The 19,548-nt window shown below is 58.9% G+C and carries 16 protein-coding genes; 7 read left to right on the forward strand and 9 right to left on the reverse strand.

Annotated elements, in window-relative coordinates; all coding sequences use genetic code 11:
• Positions 1–290: 290 nt before the first annotated feature.
• From HMPREF2527_RS08985 to rsmI, 3 genes are all read right to left on the reverse strand, one after another.
• The gene (locus HMPREF2527_RS08985; RefSeq protein ID WP_044150717.1) at positions 291–1,112 is read right to left on the reverse strand and encodes a glycosyltransferase family 25 protein; all 822 of its coding nucleotides are present in this window, start codon (positions 1,110–1,112) and stop codon (positions 291–293) included.
• Positions 1,113–1,588: 476 nt separating this feature from the next.
• Positions 1,589–2,662, reverse strand: a complete 1,074-nt coding sequence (locus HMPREF2527_RS08990; protein ID WP_012904040.1) for a TatD family hydrolase — start codon at positions 2,660–2,662, stop codon at positions 1,589–1,591.
• A 66-nt stretch (positions 2,663–2,728) separates the two neighbouring features.
• Positions 2,729–3,694 carry a 16S rRNA (cytidine(1402)-2'-O)-methyltransferase gene (gene rsmI, locus HMPREF2527_RS08995; RefSeq protein WP_070507854.1) on the reverse strand — a complete coding sequence of 322 codons (966 nt, stop codon included), beginning with the start codon at positions 3,692–3,694 and terminating at the stop codon, positions 2,729–2,731.
• Positions 3,695–3,891: 197 nt separating this feature from the next.
• Between rsmI and HMPREF2527_RS09000 the strand changes: the two genes are divergently transcribed.
• Positions 3,892–5,538, forward strand: a complete 1,647-nt coding sequence (locus HMPREF2527_RS09000) for a dolichyl-phosphate-mannose--protein mannosyltransferase (RefSeq protein ID WP_070507856.1) — start codon at positions 3,892–3,894, stop codon at positions 5,536–5,538.
• A 181-nt stretch (positions 5,539–5,719) separates the two neighbouring features.
• On the opposite strand, the gene HMPREF2527_RS09005 is transcribed toward HMPREF2527_RS09000, so the two are convergent.
• From HMPREF2527_RS09005 to HMPREF2527_RS09995, 3 genes are all read right to left on the reverse strand, one after another.
• Positions 5,720–7,054 carry a TIGR01906 family membrane protein gene (locus HMPREF2527_RS09005; RefSeq protein ID WP_070507858.1) on the reverse strand — a complete coding sequence of 445 codons (1,335 nt, stop codon included), beginning with the start codon at positions 7,052–7,054 and terminating at the stop codon, positions 5,720–5,722.
• A 146-nt stretch (positions 7,055–7,200) separates the two neighbouring features.
• The gene (locus tag HMPREF2527_RS09010; RefSeq protein ID WP_049362309.1) at positions 7,201–7,422 is read right to left on the reverse strand and encodes a DUF3499 family protein; all 222 of its coding nucleotides are present in this window, start codon (positions 7,420–7,422) and stop codon (positions 7,201–7,203) included.
• A 20-nt stretch (positions 7,423–7,442) separates the two neighbouring features.
• A complete protein-coding gene (locus HMPREF2527_RS09995; RefSeq protein ID WP_049346778.1) occupies positions 7,443–7,859 on the reverse strand; it encodes a WhiB family transcriptional regulator in 417 nt (138 codons plus the stop codon).
• 694 nt (positions 7,860–8,553) lie between these two features.
• Between HMPREF2527_RS09995 and HMPREF2527_RS09020 the strand changes: the two genes are divergently transcribed.
• Positions 8,554–9,354, forward strand: coding sequence for a TIGR03089 family protein (locus tag HMPREF2527_RS09020; RefSeq protein ID WP_044150721.1), 801 nt, complete (start codon positions 8,554–8,556; stop codon positions 9,352–9,354).
• 180 nt (positions 9,355–9,534) lie between these two features.
• Here the strand turns inward: HMPREF2527_RS09020 and HMPREF2527_RS09025 are convergent, their stop codons facing one another.
• Positions 9,535–10,152 (reverse strand): GtrA family protein, encoded by a 618-nt coding sequence (locus tag HMPREF2527_RS09025; protein WP_012904046.1) that lies wholly within the window; start codon positions 10,150–10,152, stop codon positions 9,535–9,537.
• Between the two features lie 363 nt (positions 10,153–10,515).
• On the opposite strand from HMPREF2527_RS09025, the gene HMPREF2527_RS09030 reads away from it, so the two are divergent.
• From HMPREF2527_RS09030 to HMPREF2527_RS09040, 3 genes are all read left to right on the forward strand, one after another.
• The gene (locus HMPREF2527_RS09030; RefSeq protein WP_070507860.1) at positions 10,516–11,706 is read left to right on the forward strand and encodes a 5-(carboxyamino)imidazole ribonucleotide synthase; all 1,191 of its coding nucleotides are present in this window, start codon (positions 10,516–10,518) and stop codon (positions 11,704–11,706) included.
• 99 nt (positions 11,707–11,805) lie between these two features.
• On the forward strand, positions 11,806–12,444 hold the full coding sequence (gene purE / locus HMPREF2527_RS09035) for a 5-(carboxyamino)imidazole ribonucleotide mutase (RefSeq protein WP_070507862.1): 639 nt from the start codon (positions 11,806–11,808) through the stop codon (positions 12,442–12,444).
• A gap of 19 nt (positions 12,445–12,463) precedes the next feature.
• Positions 12,464–13,465, forward strand: coding sequence for a lipid II:glycine glycyltransferase FemX (locus HMPREF2527_RS09040; protein ID WP_070507865.1), 1,002 nt, complete (start codon positions 12,464–12,466; stop codon positions 13,463–13,465).
• 215 nt (positions 13,466–13,680) lie between these two features.
• Here the strand turns inward: HMPREF2527_RS09040 and glpX are convergent, their stop codons facing one another.
• Entirely contained in the window at positions 13,681–14,688 is a 1,008-nt protein-coding gene (gene glpX / locus HMPREF2527_RS09045) for a class II fructose-bisphosphatase (protein ID WP_070507867.1), read from the reverse strand.
• Positions 14,689–15,105: 417 nt separating this feature from the next.
• Between glpX and HMPREF2527_RS09050 the strand changes: the two genes are divergently transcribed.
• Positions 15,106–15,825 carry a carbonic anhydrase gene (locus tag HMPREF2527_RS09050; protein ID WP_005508935.1) on the forward strand — a complete coding sequence of 240 codons (720 nt, stop codon included), beginning with the start codon at positions 15,106–15,108 and terminating at the stop codon, positions 15,823–15,825.
• Positions 15,826–16,049: 224 nt separating this feature from the next.
• A complete protein-coding gene (locus tag HMPREF2527_RS09055) occupies positions 16,050–17,456 on the forward strand; it encodes a class II fumarate hydratase (RefSeq protein ID WP_049354998.1) in 1,407 nt (468 codons plus the stop codon).
• A gap of 178 nt (positions 17,457–17,634) precedes the next feature.
• Here the strand turns inward: HMPREF2527_RS09055 and HMPREF2527_RS09060 are convergent, their stop codons facing one another.
• A complete protein-coding gene (locus HMPREF2527_RS09060) occupies positions 17,635–19,386 on the reverse strand; it encodes a pyruvate dehydrogenase (RefSeq protein ID WP_049350049.1) in 1,752 nt (583 codons plus the stop codon).
• Between the last annotated feature and the right edge of the window lie 162 nt (positions 19,387–19,548).

Genomic DNA, 19,548 nt, shown 5'->3' on the forward strand with positions numbered 1-19,548 from the left:
AGAGGGGTTCATCAATCTTAAAAATCAGTGCGTAAACGGCAGGGAGTCTGAAATATTGAGCGTGTGATAAATACGCACACCGCAGTGCAACGTAAAAAGAATTCTATCATTCACCATGCGCCAATCTCAGGTCTCCTCAGGTTAAAACGCGATGTGGCACGCGTCGTACTGGTGCACAGCAAAAATCCCCTCCCTACCGGATATACACAATAGGGAGGGGATACTGGACAGGCAGAAGACCCACATATTTAGATTTTTATGTGATGACAGTAGCCCAATCCGTCTCTGGGTTATCGTCCCAGGCGCTGCTTCACATCATCAATGGTGGCTTCCAGAATATTCTTCGCGTTCGCAATACGCTTCTTCGGCGCCAGGGCGATGCGCAACCGATCGAGAAAACCAGTGCCATGCTGCGTGCTCTTGAGGCTTTCCAAGTGACGAACGCCAGAAGTTTGAATGAGGCTAGTACCTTCCCAACCGCATAGACCGGGTTGCACCAAATATACGTCTACCCCCCATTCTCGATAGAGGGAATAATCATCGGCAACAACGCCAGGAACCGTCTCTCCATAACATTCCACGAGTCGTTCAGCCCCAGAACGCGAAAGAAGATACAGGGCAGCACCATACAGAGGCTTTGAACCATAGGCATTACCCATACGGTACTTGCCGTACACAAAAGGAGAAAGCAACGAAAGACGAGGGTAATCAACCTGCGGGGTGAGCTTGCCAGCTTCAGAAGCGTAGATATCGCCCAGGTTAACCATCTGCACGTGAGGATACTTTTCGATAATCCTATCCACTACAGGTTGCAGGTCAGGGGAAATGAGGACATCGTCCTCAGCAAACAAAGCCCAGTCGGCATCTGAAGCGAGGAAGTCCTTCCACATGTGGTAGTGGCTCAAAGCGCAACCCTTCTCGGCAGGCCTCGGCTCTTTACCGTAACGAGCCAAGAACTGCTTGCTATCGAATTGCGCATCAGTGACGTGATCATCGCGGTTATCCACCGCAGAATAACGCTGAAAATCTTGAGCGGGTGCCCCCACCGAGAAGAAAGAATCAAAACGGTTCGCGTCGTCCAGTCCCAGAACGTATTTCAGGATTTTTGCCATGGTTTTCCCTTTGCTGTGGCACGCCCATACAGTCTTTATCTGAAACGACAGAAGCCACGCATGAGTGCCGAGTATTGACTTGGCAACGACAAACGCAAAGCGCGCAGAAAATATGCGCGCACGATAACAAGTCGCCCAGTCAGTGAGTGATGAATCGTATGTATAAAAATACACTATCATTCAATTGAATGATAGTACCCAACAATTGGCGTACGGCCCCCTGTTATGTCTCGCACGTTACATGCTACCTCACGCACTAGAGCTGAAAATAGCTACAAAAAAGCCTCTCCCCGCCATACATATATGACAAAGAAAGGCTTTCTCAAAGAGGCTTACTTATTTCGCCTTGCCCAGACGCTGCTTCACCTCATCAATGGTGGCGTCCAGGGCGTTCTTTGCATTCGCCAAACGCATCTTTGGAGCCAAGGCAATACGCAGGCGATCCAGAGTAGCTCTCCGCTACAGGCTGTACGCGCCTACCACTGACCGTAAACGCGCTCCGAATTCTCACGGATACGGCGGCAGAGCGCCTCCAGCTCCTCACCGCGGTGAGCCGCCATGAACCGCACCGTGTAGTTCGTCATGTAGGACGCATTCGGGCGGCCACGGAACGGATGCGGGGTCAAGAACGGCGCATCCGTCTCAGCCAGAATCAGCTCCGGACGAGCCATCACCAACGACTCCTGAATACCCTTCGAGTTCTTGAAAGTCACCGTGCCGGCAAAGCTCATGTACCAGCCGCGCTCATTGCAGATTTCGGCAAGCTCCGGGCCGCCCGAGTAGCAGTGGAACACGGTACGTTCCGGTGCGCCCTCTTCATCCAGGATGCGCACAACATCCTCGTGCGCGTCACGGTCATGAATCTGCAACGCCAGGTTGTGCTTCTTCGCAATGCGAATATGCTCGCGGAAGCTGTAGTGCTGTGCTTCCTTACCCTCCTCGCCGGTGCGGAAATAGTCCAGGCCGGTCTCACCAATAGCGCGTACACGGTCGGCGGTGGCGAGCTCGTCGAGGGTGGCTAGCGCCGCCTCCAGCTGACCGGCTGTAGCCAGCTCGGGGGCGGTATTGGGGTGAATCGCAATGGCGGCGAGGACACGCTCATCAGCCTGCGCGGCGGCGACCGCGTACAGGGAGGAGGGGATATCGTATCCGACCTGCACAATGCCGGCGATGCCGAGCTTTTCGCCGGCGTCGAGTGCATCGCGGGCGCTGATTTCCACTTCGCCGTCGAGCAGGTCCATGTGGGTGTGGTTATCCACGATGGGGTACGGCAGCGGCTCGGGGGCGGGAGGGAAGACCAGATTGCGGCTGCGGCCGTTCTCGCCGGTGGTGGAGCGACGGCGGGTGCCTTCTCCCCCTTCGGCGTCGCTGATGCCGGTGTAGAGTTCCGCCTTATAGGGTGCGGGGACTTCACCGGGGACAGGCGCCCAGCCGTTAGGCAGGGCGGTTGCCTGAAGTGCCGCGGGGGTGGGCAGGGTGTAGTTCGCCAGGGCGGCGAGGGAGTTCAGGTACTCCTGGGTGATTTCAGGACCGGGATAGCTCTGACACATTGATAAATCCTCGGGATAAAACAGCGGGGTAAAACTTAGGGGGTAAAATTGCGCGGTGATTCTGGGCTATTCGGAGCGGGCAGCCAGTGCCGCCTCATACAGGTCGCGCTTGGAGGTGCCGGTCTCAGCGGCAACCGCGGCGCAGGCGCTCTTGAGGCGCTCGCCGCCCGCTACACGGTCGAGGACCAGTTGCACTACGTCCTGTGCTTCGGGGGTTTCGGGGGCTTGTGCACCCTCGACAATAATGACGATTTCGCCGCGGACGCGCTCAGACTCAGCCCATTCGGCAAGCTCTGCCAGGGTACCGCGTCGAACCTCTTCGTGGAGCTTGGTTAGCTCACGGCTGACAGTTCCACGGCGGTCGGCGCCGAAGGTTTGCACAAAGTCCGCCAGGGTTGCGGCAGTGCGGTGCGGGGATTCGTAGAAGATCATGGTGCGTTCCTCCGCCGCTAGCGATGCGAGGCGGCGGGTGCGCTCGGAGCCCTTGCGGGCGAGGAAGCCTTCGAAAGTGAATCGTCCGGTGGGCAAACCGGAGAGCGCGAGCGCGGTCAACGCCGCGGAGGGGCCGGGCACCACGGTGACGGGCAGGTCGGCTTCCGCGACGGCTGCGGCGGCAACGTAGCCGGGGTCGGAGATGGTGGGCATGCCCGCATCCGAGAGCAGTAGCACGCGCTGACCGTCCTGTACCGCTTGCACGATGGTTTCGCTACGTTCGGCTTCGTTGTGGTCGTGGTTGACGATGACGCGGCCGCGGGTGCGCACGCCAAGCCCGGAGGCGAGGGTTCGTAGCTTGCGGGTGTCTTCAACGGCGATGAGGTCTGCGGTGGCGAGGGCTGAGCGCAGTCGGTCGGAGGCGTCGGCGAGGTTGCCGATGGGGGTGCCGCCGAGGATGAGCACGCCGCCTTCTTCGGAGGTGACGGCGGTGTCTGCGGTGTCAGCAGTGTCAATCTCGAGTGCCTTGACCGTTTCTGAGGGGGCTGTGGTTTCTGAGGGGGCGGCGGTTTCTTCGGTGTATTCTGCGGGTGCGGTCATGGCAGGCCTCATGTCTGTGTCTGGTCTTCGTGTACCCACTAAGTGTAACGCCCGCGCTCAATCCGGTGCCGGGTGGGCTTACCGGGTGAGCCCGCCGATAGAAGTAGCTAGTGCGGGTGGGGCTCCGAGCGCGTCATATATGCTGTTCACGGGCTGAAATGGTGCATCGTGCGTTCTGACCCTTTAGGATTGATGGGGTGAAGATACCTAAGCTACTTTCTCCCGCATCTGCCGCTCCAGCTGGTCAGGCTGATTCGGCCCGTTCTTCGTCTGAACGTGGTCGTTACAGCCTCGATTCGCTGCTGGATGCGCTCGCTGTTGCCTATATTCGTGCCCCGCGTTGGGGTTGGCTGGCGCCCGCACTGATTGTGCTGGTTGCCGGTATTCTGCGTTTTTATAATTTGGCGCATCCGAACGCCATTGTTTTTGATGAGACCTACTACGCCAAGGACGCTTACTCGTATGTGCATTATGGCTACGAGTTGAGCTGGTCGAAGGACGCTAATGCGTCCTTTGCGGCGGGTCACCCGTCGGGCCTGTTGACGGATTCGCCGGAGTATGTGGTGCATCCGCCGTTGGGTAAGTGGATGATCGCAGCGGGCATGGCGATTTTTGGTGATAATAATCCCTTTGGTTGGCGTGTTTCTGCTGCGGTGATTGGCACCCTGTCGGTGGCGTTGATTGCGTATGCTGGCTGGCTGCTGTTCCGTTCGATGACGGTGGCGACTATTGCGGCTCTGCTGGCTGCGGTGGATGGCCTGATGCTGGTGGAGTCTCGCCTGGCTCTGCTGGATATTTTCCAGATGTTCTGGATTTTGGCGACTTTTGTGTGTCTGGTGCTTGACCGTATTCAGGCGCGGCGCGTGTTGGCGCGCAATATTGCGGAGGCGGCACGCCAGAATAGCGGTGTGCTTCCGCCGATGCCGTGGGGCCCAAGCATGGGTCTGCGCCTGTGGCGTTTCGCTGCCGGTGTGTGCGCCGGTGCCGCGGTGGGCGTGAAGTGGAATTCGCTGTTCTTCGTTGCGGCGATGGGTCTGCTGACGGTGTTCTGGGATATTAATGCTCGCCGTATTGTGGGTCTGCACAAGTGGGGTTTGACGGCGCTGGTGCGTGACGGCATCCCCGCCTTCTTCCAGATGATTGGTGTGGGTCTGCTGGTGTATCTGAGCACTTGGGCGGGCTGGTTCCAGTCGTCGAATGCGTATTTCCGCCGTTGGGCTGTTGAGAACCCGGGCAAGGGTGTCATGTGGCTTCCTGAGGATTTGCGTTCCTTGTGGGAGTACCATGTCTCGGCATTTAAGTTCCATTCTGGTTTGAGTAGCCCGCATACGTATTCTTCGCAGGCGTGGCAGTGGCTGGTTTTGGGTCGCCCGACCTCGTACTACTATGAGTCGCCGAAGCTGGGTTCTTCGGGTTGTACCGTGAAGTCCTGTTCCGAGGCTATTTTGAATATCGGTAACCCGGCGATTTGGTGGGCTTTTATTCCGGCGATTATTGTGGCGCTTCTGGTTCTGCTGCTGAAGCGTGATTGGCGTTTTGGTGCGCTGCTGGTTGTGTTCGGTGCGGGCTATTTCCCGTGGTTTATGTACCCGACTCGCACGATGTTTTATTTCTACGCTCTGTCCTTTGAGCCGTTCCTGATCCTGCTGTTGGCGGGTGTTTTGGGTCTGGCACTGTCGGGTGCTCGCGGTTCGGTGTTGCGTGCCCGTTTGGGCGTGACGCTGGTGGCGATTTACCTGGTGGGTGTGCTGATGTTGAGTGCGTACTTTATGCCGCTGTGGACTGCTCAGGTGATTCCGTATGAGCAGTGGTATTCGCATATGTGGTTTAAGTCCTGGATTTAGGCTCAGGTTTTAGGCTGAGGTTTTAGACCTGGTCTTAGACTCAGGTTTAGTCCTGGGTTCAGGCGCGAGCGATGCGAGCTTGGGTATAGCGAAGGGGGCTGGGGTCTACCGTGTGGTAGAGCCCAGCCCCCTTTGGGTGCCCTTTCCGCGCTGGTTTGCACGGGGAAGTGGCTGATGATTTTTAGTTGTCGCCGACTCGTGCGGAGGCGAGCTTGACGCGCAGTTCCTGGCGTTCCTGGCGGCGGCGTTCTGCCTTAAGCTTGCGGTATTTGGTGGGCCAGGTGGTCACGAGCAGGAGCGTAATCTGCGCTGCTACGAGGACCGCTACGGCGATTGCCGCGTCGATCCAGAATTGCGGCGGGTAGAGGCGAATCAGGGAGCTTCGTACGGAGAATTCCCAGTTGCCCTGCGGGAAGAACACCTGGTGGAAGGTGGTGAACAGCCACTCCCAACCAAAGACGCCCACAACACCGAGCACCACGATGAGTCCCAGGGTAATCCAGGTGCCGACGAAGAGGCTACGGCGAATGGTTCCGGGGGCGCGCTCGCGCAGAGAGATGCTGCTGAAGAGCGTCACCAGGAAGAGAGCAGCTACGGCTACGGTGGCGATGAGCAGCACCCACTTCACGTCGTGCATGTGGTTCACTTCTGCCTCGGTGAAGGCGAGGGTATTGTCGGCACCGGTAGTGAGACGGGCGAGGTACTCTCGCGGCGCGAAGTTGTTGATGTAGTCCACGCCGTAGGAGCCCAGGCGCATCCTCTCGACGAGGTAGTAGCCGTAGCTGTCTTCGGGGAATCCGGGGCGGTGATATTCGAGCCAGAGGAAGGGCGCGGAGGCTACAGCGCGGATTGCAATCATGAGTACGGTCAGCGGTACGGTGAGCGCGATGAGGGTTGCGCGGAGCTTGAGGAAGCGCGGGGTGTCTTCCACGGCGTCTTCGCGGGCTGCGGCGCGTTCTGCAGCTTCGGGCGAGGCAGCCAGGGAGGACAGCGGTGCGTTGGGGTCTGCGACCGCGTGGGTGTGGCCGGTACGGGTGGTTTCGGTGCGGTACTTGCGTCCGGCGGTGGAGGCGCTTGCCGCCTCCGCGGTAGCGACGGTTTCTGCTTCAGCCGCATTTTCGGCTTCTGCTGCTGCAGCTGCTTCTGCTTCGGCTGCCCTCTGCATGGTTTCGCGGTTGAGGTCGCTGAGGGTCGGATTTTTGGGGGTGCTCTGCGAGTCACGCACGAGGGGCACGAAGCCGGTGGAGACGTTGGTGCGGGTGCGCACGCGGGTGCCGACACCCTGTTCGCGGAGTTTGCTGCGTGCGGGGACAACGGGTACGGAGCCGGTAGGCAGGTCGGGTTCTTCGGCGACGGTGGGTACGTCTGCTACGATGCGTCCGAAGGCTCCGGTGCGCGGTGCCGGTTCGCTGGTCACGGTCTCTGCTCGGCGAGCTTTGAGGAGTTCTTCGGCGCTATTTCGACGGATGGCCGGGCGCAGTGCGCCCCACATTCCTCGGTGTGTTTCTTTGCTCATGGATCTCGCGTTCTTTTCGAGTGATCGGTGTTTGAGTGAGTTGCGGGTATCTGTACTATCTGCCAGTTTCTCATATGCAAAGAACCTTCCGCATGAATTCGCGGAAGGTTCTTTGCATTCGGGTGTTTAATTCTTAGTTTTGAATTCTAGGATTCGGTGGTGTCCTGAACGGGTACCTTGTAGACCACTCGCCAACCCTGGGGTGCCGTCAGCCGTGCAGCGTGATGGTCGCAGAGGTCGTAGGCGTGGGGTTCGCGAAATTCTGAGAGTGCGTCGATAAGTGCCGTGGAGTCTGCGTAGGAGTAGTGGAGAGTAACAGTCGCCTCTCGCTGGCAGGTCTGGCGGGAGCACAGTCGTGCGGTCTGCATGTGGGTGGTACCTTCCTGGCTTAGTTCGCCTGCTTACGCAGTCGGCGGCGTTCACGTTCTGACAGCCCGCCCCAAATTCCGAAGCGCTCGTCATTGTCCATTGCATATTGTAGACATTCTTCGCGCACGGGGCATACACCGCATACCCTTTTGGCGTCTCGGGTGGAGCCGCCCTTCTCGGGGAAGAAGGCCTCGGGGTCGGTTTGGGCGCAAAGCGCTTCAGCTTGCCAGGCGAGTTCTCCGTCTTCGCCTTCGGTTCCGTAGAGTCCTGCCGCGGCGGTCCATACGTCGGTGCAGGCAGGCATGTTTCGTTCTGCTTCTGTGAGAAAGGCGTCGGCGGCTTTTTCGAGGGGCTGAGTGGGATTCATGCTACGGCGCTGAGCGCCTGATGCGCGCGCGGCCGCGACAGAGCGGTCGGATGCAATGTAGGAGCCCATGGGTTTTCCTTCCGTATTCTCATTGTGAACTTAATGAGTCTGCGGATCCGTCGTGGACGGAATCTTCGTGTGTATGGTGTGGCATGGTTTGCTCTGGCCTCTACGGTCCCTTCCAGAGCAAACACGCTTATATATCTATTAGACGTGCGACACGCCGTTTCGTCAAACTAGACTTAATCAATGTTCAGATGTATATGTTACAGGCGTCATATTTAATGTGAATTTGACCTTTATATATTTTTCACCCCTTCACTTGCCCCTGGTCACATCTTGAGCCAGCCTCAAATTTCCCCTTTCAGGACCACTTGCCGCCGCATGCAAATTCCGCATCTTGACCGCAAATATAAGGGAAGTCGGCGGTGCAACCCCCTGTAGGAATCCCCCAAACCCCACTCCCAGAAATTTTCAGGAAATTCGAAAAGAAAAGTTTATCTTTTTGACATCCATGTTCTGCATATTTTTCCAGGCTTATTGCGAAACATTTATATTCCCAATTTATCTGCATGCCCTATTTCAAAATAGGACCTTAGTTAGTGCAAAGGTTTTTCATCATTAGGTTTTTTCAAGCACCATCAGAAGTTTTTACTTTACTTCTGTACTTTTCTAGCCCGGCAATCGGCCCTCCCCTCCTCTCCGCTCCCGGAATTGTCCCTGCGCCTCCGCTCCTTCTGAACCGTGAGGTAGAGTGAAACCCATGGTTACTCTCTCCCCCACCGGCGCGTCCGCGCCCACGACTCTGAACCGTTTCTTCGAGAAACTCAGCACTCAACAAACCCCCGCCCTCATCTGGTATTCGGCGGCAGGCGAGCGTATTGAGCTCTCCGGCAGGGTCCTCATGAACTGGGTAGACAAGAGCGCAAACCTGTTGGTTGAAGAATGCGAACTGGCGCCCGATGAAGGTTTTGATCTGCAGGCTCCCCTGCACTGGCGCACTATTGTTCTGGGTCTGGCGGCTCTGCGCGTGGGCGCGATCCTCGATCAGGACGAGCCGCTGGTTGCCGTGGTCTGCACCGAGCAGGAGGCGGGCTACACGAATGACCCCGCGTACCTTCTGGCGGTTGACCGTGCGCCGCTGGCTCTTTCCTACACCGGCGATCTGCAGGCACTGGCTCCGCACGCCGAGGAGGTACTCGATTACTGCGCTCTGGTGCGCAGCTTTGGCGACCAGTACTCGGGTCTACTTCCCGATGATTCGGCAGAAATTATTGAGGGTTTCAGCTATGCGGAAGCCTACGAGCAGGTTCTTGCGCAGGCACAGACCTATCGCACGGCGGGGTACACGCTACCTTCGGGGCAGCGGGCGCTCGCACTGGAGTTGAGCCCCGACTACGGTTTTGATGCTTCGGAGGCGACCCTGAGCGCTCTGCTGGAGGTGCTAGCTATTTTGGCTTCGGGGCATGCGGTGTTTGTGGCTGACCCGAGCGTCAACTGGCAGGATGGACAGCTGGCCTCTCTGATGGTTGCTGAGCGTGCGGTGGAGATTCCCCGCGCATAATGCGCCTTCCCCTGTTGCCCGAAAAATCGCGCGGAAGGCTAACGACCGCGCAGGGTACCAACAGACACAGCACCAACAAGCACATAGGGGTTTAAATGATTCATCCCCCGATACCGTTCGTATCGGGGGATGAATCGTTATATCACGTTCTAACTATGCTGCTTCTACAATCCGAGGAGCTTAGGAGTTCTGCGAGCCGGGCTTCGACTGCGCCTCGGATGCAGCCGCCTCAGAGCGTGCCTTCTGCTTGGTGGTTTCTTCGCCGTCGAGAATGGCGGCGGCCTCATCAAACATGCGGCCGAGCTCTTCGTGGTCGGTGCCTTCGCCCTTTTCAACCTGCTTGCGGTGCGATCCGTACACCCAGAAGCGGTAGAGGAAGTAGCGAAGAATGGTGCCCAGAATGGTACCGATAATCGTACCGGAGATGAAGGACGCCTCGGGGGTACGCAGGTTCAGCACGTAGGTACTGAATGCCACACAGCCGGCTTCGACGAGAATACCGAGCAGGTTCACCAGACCGAACTCGATAGCTTCGCGCTTCCAGTTTTCGGAGCGGGAGTCGCGGAAGGTCCACAGGCGGTTCATGAGCCAGGAGAAGATGGTTGCGACAACACTCGCTACAACCTTCGCCTTGGTGTGGGACTCCGACATGATGGTCATCATCAGCACCCACACCGTCACAGAGTTGACGATGAAGGCGGCGCCGCCCACGGTACCGAATTTGAGAACCTCAATACCGTAGCTGTCCCAGAGGGATTTCAGGCGTTCGGTAATGGTCGGTTTCGTCTGTGCGCTCATGCGGGGCCTATCTAGCGGGGTTTTATCGGAGAAAAAGGTGCCGATGCTGCGACGGTGAGCGTTGGTTACGTTGTCACTGCGTGGCGCTTCGGTCTCTTTTACAAGCTCTTATATGTTAGTACAGTCCCGGTACGTTGTTTGTCCCTTTGGGAGTTTTTCCATAGACCTCTCAGCTACCGGGTGACTCTTTTCATCATGCGCTGATAGTTTCGTCTCTGCCTGACCGCGCAGAAGGCAGGTTTTTACGATTTCTTCCGGTATTCACGCCCAAATATTGGGCTCTGAAGCCCAGTTGAACCCATTCTGCGACCTTCATGTGGTCTTGCTCCCATAAGCACTCCGAACCCGGTACACTTAGGTGATGTGACTTACCCTGTGACTGGACCCGTAATTGGTGTCATCGGCGGCGGCCAGCTGGCCCGCATGATGGCTCCCGCAGCAACTAACCTTGGCCTGAACCTGCAGATTCTCGCGGAGGCGCCCACCGTTGGCGCCGTGGCAGCGGTACGTACCGCTCCCGTCGGGGACTACAAAGATCTGGACACCCTCCGCGAATTTGCTCGCGGCAAGGATGTCATCACTTTCGATCATGAGCACGTGCCCACTGAATTTCTGCGCACCCTCATGGCGGAGGGTGTGAATGTTCAGCCCCGTCCCGAAGCTCTGCAGTACGCTCAGGACAAGCTCCTGATGCGCCAGGCTGTCGAGCGCCTGGGCCTGCCGAACCCGCGCTGGGCTGAGGTTTCTACCCTGGATGAGCTGCTCGCCTTTGGTGATGAGATTGGCTGGCCCGTGGTGCTGAAGACCCCGCGCGGCGGCTACGACGGCAAGGGCGTTCTAGTCCTGGATTCCCCCGAGGAGGCTCGCGAGCGCAGCGCCGAGTGGTTCGAGCAGCTGCCTTCCCGCACCGATTTCTCCGCCCTGCTCGCTGAGGAGAAGGTGCCCTTCACCCGTGAGCTGTCCGCGCTGGTTGCTCGCCGTGAAAGCGGCGAGGTGCGCCCCTGGCCGGTCGTTGAGACCATCCAGGTGAACTCTATCTGCGACGAGGTTATTGCCCCCGCGCAGAACCTGGACCCCGAGATCGCTGAGGCTGCAGCCTCCGCCGCCGTGACTATTGCTTCCGAGCTGGGTGTCACCGGTGTGATGGCTGCCGAGCTTTTCGAGGTTCCCGGCTCCCCCGCCGGCTTCTACATCAACGAGCTGGCGATGCGCCCGCACAACACCGGCCACTGGACTCAGGACGGCTCGGTGACCAGCCAGTTCGAGCAGCACCTGCGTGCCGTGCTGGATTTGCCGCTGGGTGACACCTCCGTGCTGGAGGGCGTTGCCGTGATGAAGAACTACCTGGGCGGCGAGAACGAAGACATTTTCGGCGTCTACCCGCTGGCGCTTTCGGCTGAGCCGCGCGCAAAGATTCACTTCTACGGCAAGGAAACCCGTCCGGGCCGCAAGATTGGTCACGTGAACATTACCGGCACGGTGGCTGAGCTTGAGGCGCTGCGCCATAGCGCCGCGAATGCCGCCTCCATTTTGCGTGACGGCCGCCCCCTGTAGCCCTATTTTTAGCCGGTGCGTGGGGTGAGAGCATCCTGCGTATCCGACGCACCCTATTGATGGTGGTTCGCCACCGCATCCTGAAAGGATATGAGGATTATGTCTCAGTCTCCCTATGATTCTTCCCAGCCCATTGTTGGCATTGTGATGGGTTCGGATTCGGACTGGTCGGTCATGGAGGCCGCAGCCGAGGTTCTGGACGAGTTCGGCATCCCTTACGAGGCTGATGTTGTTTCTGCACACCGCATGCCCGAGGACATGATTGAGTACGGCAAGAAGGCTCACAGCCGCGGTATTCGCGTGATTATTGCTGGCGCCGGCGGCGCCGCTCACCTGCCCGGTATGCTCGCTTCCGTCACCGCTCTGCCTGTGATTGGTGTTCCGGTGCGTCTGAAGAACCTCGAGGGCATGGACTCGCTGCTGTCGATTGTTCAGATGCCCGCCGGTGTTCCGGTAGCTACCGTCTCCATTAACGGTGCTCGCAATGCGGGTCTGCTGGCTCTGCGTATTCTGGGTTCGGGTACCGATGCGTTTGCTCAGCAGGTTCACGCTGATTTGCGTCAGTTCTCTCAGGATCTGCGCCAGACCGCGATGGACAAGGGCGCGGCTCTGCGCACCCGCGTTGCTGATGCAAAGGCTAAGGCAGCCGCTGAGCGCGAGGCGGAGGAGAGCTCCTCCGCACCCCGCCCCGTTTCTGCTCCCGAGGCTTCGTCGGAGCCTCAGGCTTACGTTCCCTAAGCTCGGATACACTAGAAGGATGAGCAATATTCTTCAGTCCGATATTTGGGCACGTTTTCAGGAATCTAATGGTCACACCGTAATTCGTAAGAGCGGTAACGGCTGGTCGTACCTTGCAACCGTTGAGGGCGGCGCTACCGGCCGCTACCTGTACAGCCCGTACGGACCGGTCGCCTCCAGCGCTGTGGCTTTTGATGAGGCTCTCGCGTCATTGAAGGAAGAGGCTGCGAAGCATCGTTGCCTGTTTGTGCGCATTGAACCCACTGAATCCGCTATTTGGGGCGATCAGGATGCGGCTACTTTCCTGGCTCGTCGCGGCGCGGTTCTGGCTCCTCGCCAGGTGCAGCCTTCGCACACTCAGATTATTGATCTTTCGGGCACTGAGGACGAAATCCTCAAGGGAATGATCCCCAGTTACCGTAATCGTCATCGTAATCTCCACAAAAAGGGCGTGACCGTTGAGGTTTCGACCAATCCCTCGGATATGACGATTCTCTTCGGCTTCCTCGAGGAAACCGCGGACCGTAACGGTTTTAACCGTCAGCAGGATGAGTACCTGATGCAGGTTGCTCGCGTGCTGATGCCCGCCGGTGCGGCGTCCCTGTACATTGCGAAGCTGACCGATGAGAACGGTGAGAGCACCCCGATCGCGGCGGCGTTTGTGTACGATTCGGATGACACCCGCACCTACGCGCACGCTGCGGCTTCTTTTGAGCACCGCAACCTTAGTGCAGGTGTTGTGGTGGTGACGAACTTTATCCTGGACGCTAAGCGTAAGGGTCTGAAGTACGTTGACCTCTTCGGTATTGCGCCGGAGGATCAGCCGGATCACGAGTGGGCTGGTTTCACGAAGTTCAAGAAGTCCTTCGGCGGCGAGTCGGTGGAGTACCCGGGTACCTGGGATGTTCCGGTAACCTCGTTGGGTTACCGCGCCTACACGCTGGCGTACAAGGCTCGTCCGGCAGTTCGTGATGCTGTGTCGAAGGCGAAGGCGAAGGTTCAGTCTTTCCGCTCTCGCTAACGGGTTCAGGCTCGTCCTTACTGGGGCGTATCCTGAGAACTAAAAGCTAAATACATGAGGGAGCCGCCCTCACCGAGTTCTTCGGTGGGGGCGGCTCCCTGTGTATGTATGTGCAATGTTTGAGGAGTCTTAGCGCGGCTCCTCAGCCCTTGCGGGGGCGAAGATTACTGCCCTTCGAGGATTACTGCGCTTCGAGGATTACTGCGCTTCGAAGATTACTGCTCTTCGGGGCTCTTGGTGTGCGAGAGAATCTCGCGCAGGCGGGAGAGGCGGTGCTCTGCCTCGACGGTACGCACGGTACCCGAGGAGGAACGCATAACCAGCGACTGGGTGGTCACAACGTTCTTGCTGTAGCGCACGCCGCGCAGCAGCTTGCCGTCGGTGATACCGGTTGCGGCGAAGAAGCAGTTGTCGCTGGTGACCAGGTCGTTGGTGGTCAGCACACGGTCGAGGTCGTGGCCGGCTTCCAGTACCTTTTCACGTTCTGCCTCGTCGGTCGGTGCCAGGCGGCCCTGGATGACGCCACCGGTTGCCTTGATAGCGCATGCTGCGACAACACCTTCGGGGGTGCCGCCGGTGCCGAGCATGAGGTCCACGCCGGTGTTTTCGCGGCAGGCTGCGATAGCGCCGGCGACGTCACCGTCGAGGATGATGCGGGTACGGGCGCCGGCCTCGCGAATCTCCTGGATCAGCTTGGCGTGGCGGGGGCGGTCCAGCACGCATACGGTCAGCTCGCTGACCTTCTTGCCCTTAGCCTTAGCGACCAGGTGCAGGTTCTGCTTGACGGGCAGGCGCAGGTCGACGAACTCTGCGGCTTCGGGGCCGGTGACCAGCTTCTCCATGTAGAACACTGCGGAGGGGTCGAACATGGTGCCGCCGTCTGCCACAGCAATCACGGAGAGGGCATTGTCCATGCCGAGTGCGGTCAAGCGGGTACCGTCGATGGGGTCAACCGCCACGTCGAGGGAGGGACCGGAGCCGTCGCCGACGTTCTCGCCGTTGTACAGCATGGGAGCCTTGTCCTTCTCGCCTTCACCGATGACAACGGTGCCGTTGAAGTTGACGGTGGAGAGGCGGTAGCGCATTGCGTCTACGGCTGCACCATCTGCGAGATTCTTTTCGCCTGCGCCGACCCAGGGGCCTGCAGCAATTGCTGCTGCCTCAGTCGCGCGGACCAGTTCCATTGCGAGGTTGCGATCGCCGTGGTTGTTGTTCGTAGTCATAGACTCACCTTCGAGATTTCTGAATACACCGTCGGCTGGCTGGTTCTTTCCAGCACGAAGTCGCCGACGCAGTAGTGCTCCTTTCAGGATAGCGCGCGGGCGCTTCGTTTTTCTTGTTCTGAACGAGTTTGCGTGCGTGTTGACTTTAAGGTGAGCAGATGCGGCAAATTGGTGAGGGCTGCGTCTCTCTTCGGCGCTTCATACGCTCTGAGGCACTGATTTTGGGTGTTGTGAAGGCGTGCCAAACTAGCTATTTTTCGCATATTTAAGGCATATTTGAGGTAGGTTCTTTCTCCGGGAGGCTCCCGGCGAGAAACTCAGCTTCAGCGCGAGCGCCTGAAGCCCCACATACCCGTTCGCAGATTCGCTGCCTCCGACGGCATGCGTTATCTGTACTTGTCCGCTAAGGAGCATCACATGGCTGGCATCCAACCGACTCCCGCAGAAGCATGGAAGCGTCTGAAGGACGGTAACCGCCGTTTTGTTGAGGGCAGCAACGAGCACCCCAACCAGGACACGATTCGCCGTACCGACCTGGCATCGGGTCAGTTCCCGTTCGCCTCGATTTTCGGTTGCGGTGACTCTCGCCTCGCGGCAGAGATTATTTTTGATCTGGGCCTGGGCGACGCGTTCGTGGTGCGTACCGCCGGCCACGTCCTGGAGAATGCCGCGCTCGGTTCGTTGGAGTACGCGGTTGATGAGTTTGAGACCCCCATTGTGATGGTTCTCGGTCACGACTCCTGCGGTGCTGTGACTGCGGCCAGCAAGTCCTTGGAGTCCGGTGAGATGCCGCACGGCTTCATCCGTAACCTGGTGCAGCACATCCTGCCTTCGGTGATGTCCCCGAAGCTGCCGGAGAACCCGGTCGTTAACGACATGGTGCGTGAGCACACCCGCCAGACCGCCATCCGCATTATTGAGCAGTCCCACATCATTTCGGATGCGGTGGTTGAGGGTAAGGTCGCCGTGATTGGTGTCTTCTACCATCTGAAGGAGGGTAAGGCGGAGCTGGTGTTCAGTTCGCAGGATCTGACCCTGCCGGAGGAGAAGAACGACGCGCAGAACCCGCCGACTCAGACGCTTCCGGTGGTCGTGAAGACTCCCCCGCGCGTTGTGGTTGCCGAGAACCTGGACTAGGTTTCCTCTTCTCCGCTCATTACGAGCCTTAGCGCGAGAACCCACATGCTCGCACTTAACAACAGATTTTTCTATGGGATACCCCCGCCACGGTAGCGTGTTCGCACATCTACCGGGGCGGGGTTTTTACGTGCCTTCTCACGCCTCAAAATTTATGAGCGTTTTTCCTCTTTTGACACCTTTTCGAGGCGACGTAAGCCACTTTGAACGCCTATCCTAGAGATATGGCTGAAAACATTGAATACCGCATTGAACATGACACCATGGGCGAAGTTCGCGTTCCGGCTGATGCACTCTACCGTGCACAGACCCAGCGCGCAGTCGAGAACTTCCCGATTTCGGGTCAGACCCTCGAATCCGCCCATATTCGTGCGCTTGCCCTCGTGAAGAAGGCAGCCGCGACCGCCAATGAGGAACTCAAGGTGCTCGACGCTGAGCGCGCCCAGGCTATCCGCGACGCAGCGGATCTGGTAGCAACCGGTGACTACGACGCCCACTTCCCCATTGACGTCTTCCAGACCGGTTCCGGTACCTCCTCGAACATGAACGCGAACGAGGTCCTGGCAACCCTGGCAACTCGTTCCCTGGAGTCCAAGGGCATTGAGGTTCACCCCAATGACCACGTGAACGCTTCCCAGTCCTCCAACGACGTCTTCCCCACCTCCGTGCACGTTGCTGTGACCGAGGCTCTGGTGAAGGACCTGATTCCCGCTCTCGAGGTGCTCGCTGAGTCCCTGGAGCGCAAGTCTGCTGAGTTCAAGGACGTTGTGAAGTCCGGTCGCACCCACCTGATGGACGCAACCCCCATCACCCTGGGCCAGGAGTTCTCCGGCTACGCCGCAACTGTGCGTTACGGTATTGAGCGTGTGAACGCTTCCCTGCCCCGCGTGGCTGAGGTTCCCCTGGGCGGTACCGCTGTGGGTACCGGTATTAACACCCCCGACGGCTTCTCCGCTCGCGTGATTGAGCTGCTCGCTGAGGAGACCGGCCTGCCCCTGACCGAGGCTCGTAACCACTTCGAGGCTCAGGCTAACCGTGACGGCCTAATTGAGGTTTCCGGTCAGCTGCGCACCCTGGCGTACGGCCTGATGAAGATCAGCAACGACATCCGCTGGATGGGTTCGGGCCCGAACACCGGTCTGGGCGAGCTGCACATCCCCGATCTGCAGCCCGGCTCCTCGATTATGCCCGGTAAGGTCAACCCCGTGATTTGTGAGGCTACCATCATGGTCGCCGCTCAGGTTATCGGTAACGACGCAACCATTGCTCTGTCTTCCACTAACGGCGCGTTTGAGCTGAACGTGGGTATCCCGGTGATGGCTGCTAACCTGTTGCAGTCGATTCGCCTGCTCGCTAACGTTTCTCGCGTTTCGGCGGAGAAGATGATTGACGGTCTGACCGCTAACGTTGACCGTTGCCGCTTCCTGGCTGAGGCTTCGCCGTCGACCGTGACCCCGCTGAACAAGCTGATTGGTTACGAAGCTGCTGCGAAGATTGCTAAGTACTCGGTGGCTCACAAGGTGACTGTCCGTGAGGCAGTTGTGGCTCTGGGTTATGTGGAGCGCGGCGAAGTGACTGAGGAGCAGCTGGATGCAGCTCTGGACGTCACCAAGATGCTGGGCAACTTCTAATCCAAATCGTCTGATCACACCGCATACAGAATCGGGTGTGGCGCTACTGTTCCCACGGTATCGTCACACCCGATTTCTTATGTTCGTCTTGCCTCCCACGTGCGCAAAGGTAGTAGATACGACGGAGGGGCCCGCCTTTCGACGGGCCCCTCCGGTAGCGTTAAGCATCCCTTACGGACTAGCTGAACTGCCTCCACGCGGACATGTTACGCAGGTTCGAGCGAGCCATTGCCACGGCCTCCGCTGCGCCGCGGTTCAGCGCAATCTTGGAGAGCGAGGTGGCGAAGCCAACGATCTGCTTGGCCTCGACCTCGGGCGGCATCGACAGAGCGTTGGGGTCGGTAATGATCTCGACCAGGGAGGGGCCGCGGTGAGCCAGGGCGTTGCGCAGCGCACCTTCCAGGTCTTCAGCCTTCTCAACACGCTGAGCTTGGAAACCAGCGGCGGTTGCGATGTCGGCGTAGTTGACGAGCGGCACATCCACGCCGAAGTCCTCGAAGCCCTGAACCAGCTGCTCAAGCTTCACCATGCCCAGGGTGGAGTTGTTGAACACCACGATGGTCAGCGGCAGATCGTACATGACCGCTGTCAGAATATCACCCAGCATCATGGACAGGCCACCGTCACCCGAGACCGAGATGACCTGGCGGTTAGGCTCGGCAATCTGGGCGCCCAGGGCCATAGGCATGGCGTTCGCCATGGAGCCGTGGAGGAAGGAACCCAGCAGACGGCGCTTGCCGTTGGGGGTGATGTAGCGGGCGGTCCACACGTTGCACATGCCGGTGTCCGCGGTGAAGATGGCGTCATCGGAGGCCAGCTCATCCAGCACGGATGCGGCGTACTCGGGGTGAATCTTGCCCTTGGTGGGGTTGTGGGTGTAGGCACCGACGACCTTGGTCATGATCTTCTCGTTCTTCTTCAGGAGCTTCTCCAGGAACGAGCGGTCGCTCTTGCGCTGCACGAGGGGCAGAACGGCCTTCAGGGTTGCGGCAACGTCAGCCTCAATCAGCAGGTCGACGTTGGTACGGCGGCCCAACACCTCGCCGGCACGGTCAATCTGAACGGTCTGCACGTTGGGCAGGAACTGGTCGTAGGGGAAGTCGGTACCCAGCAGGAGCATCAGGTCGGAGTCCTTCATACCCTCTGCGGCCTCACCGTAGCCCAGAAGACCGGTCATTCCCACATCGAAGGGGTTGTCGTACTGGATGTACTCCTTACCGCGCATCGTGTGGCCCACGGGAGCCGCGACACGGTCGGCCAGCTGAACGACTTCATCATGTGCACCGGCCACACCGGCACCAGCGAAAATCGAAATCTTCTTGGCCGCGTTGATGCGATCGGCCAGGTCGCGCACGGTGGTCTCATCGGGAACGATAGTGCCGGGGCGGTAGTCGCCCCATGCGGGCACGTGGTCAACGGCATCCTGGATGGCAATATCGCCGGGAATCGATACGACGGCCACACCGCGGCGGGCGATAGCGTGACGCATACCGGAGTTGATGATGCGCAGGGTCTGGTGGCCAGAGACTGCCATCTCGTTGTAGACCGAGCAATCCTCGAAGATGCGCTCGGGGTGGGTTTCCTGGAAGTATCCGCTACCAATCTGGCCGGAGGGGATGTGGGAAGCAATCGCCAGCACCGGAGCGTGGGAGCGGTTGGCATCGTAGAGACCGTTGATGAGGTGGGTGTTGCCCGGACCGCATGAGCCGGCGCACACGGCCAGCTTACCGGTCACCTGGGCCTCGGCGCTTGCGGCAAAGGCCGCGGCTTCCTCGTGGCGCACGTGAATCCAGTCGATACCGCCGTTCTTCGAGCCGCCGGAGGCGCGCACTGCGTCCACGATGGGGTTCAGGGAGTCGCCCACCACGCCGTAGATACGCGTGACACCGGCCTCGACGAGCTGTGCGACAATCTGTTCTGCCAAGTTCATAATTACCCTCTTTCGTTGGCGTTCCACGGGGTGCAACGGCCCGGTGGGGAACGCTGTGTATCCCCTCAGACTAGCACTCTTTCCTCGTCAAAGAAGGTCTTGCTTTTAAAACACTTAGGGTGTATCAACTTGGCATAAAGTCGGGTCTCGTTCGCGCAGGGC

The sequence above is a fragment of the Rothia sp. HMSC071B01 genome, from assembly GCF_001808945.1.
In the GTDB taxonomy this organism is placed as follows: Bacteria; Actinomycetota; Actinomycetes; order Actinomycetales; family Micrococcaceae; genus Rothia.